Consider the following 506-nt stretch of genomic DNA (forward strand, 5'->3'; position numbering starts at 1 on the left):
AGGTGTTATCAATCTGGCAAATGAACAAGGGGTTCCAGTCTCAATGGCAGAGTCCATGAAAAAGCTCGGCAAAGCCTGCGGAATTGAAGTCGGAGCTGCAGCTGTTGCCATTATTCAATAACGTACTCGTTGTTTTTGCTTTTATGCAAAGGCATTGTTTTTTGCTTTTAAATGAACCACCTGGGTATGTGGGTTATAAAACGTAATGAAGGGAGGAAATACAAAATGCCTACAATTAATCAGCTAGTCCGCAAAGGACGCGTAAGCAAAGTTGAAACTTCTAAGTCTCCAGCACTTAACAAAGGATACAACAGCTTCAAGAAAGAGCACACTAACGTATCTTCACCACAAAAACGCGGAGTATGTACCCGTGTTGGTACAATGACACCGAAGAAGCCGAACTCAGCGCTTCGTAAATATGCCCGTGTTCGCTTAACTAACGGAATCGAGGTTACAGCCTACATTCCTGGTATCGGACACAACCTGCAAGAGCACAGTGTCGTATT

Annotated in this window: 2 protein-coding genes; both read left to right on the forward strand. The window is 43.7% G+C overall.

The features are described 5' to 3' along the window. Positions 1–121, forward strand: a 121-nt coding sequence (locus ACWHAR_RS32485; RefSeq protein WP_452089105.1) for a ribosomal L7Ae/L30e/S12e/Gadd45 family protein, incomplete at its 5' end; no start/stop codon positions are given. Positions 122–225: 104 nt separating this feature from the next. Further along, positions 226–506, forward strand: a 281-nt coding sequence (gene rpsL / locus ACWHAR_RS32490) for a 30S ribosomal protein S12 (RefSeq protein WP_452089104.1), incomplete at its 3' end; no start/stop codon positions are given.

It is taken from the genome of Bacillus sp. LR--39 (assembly GCF_053613335.1).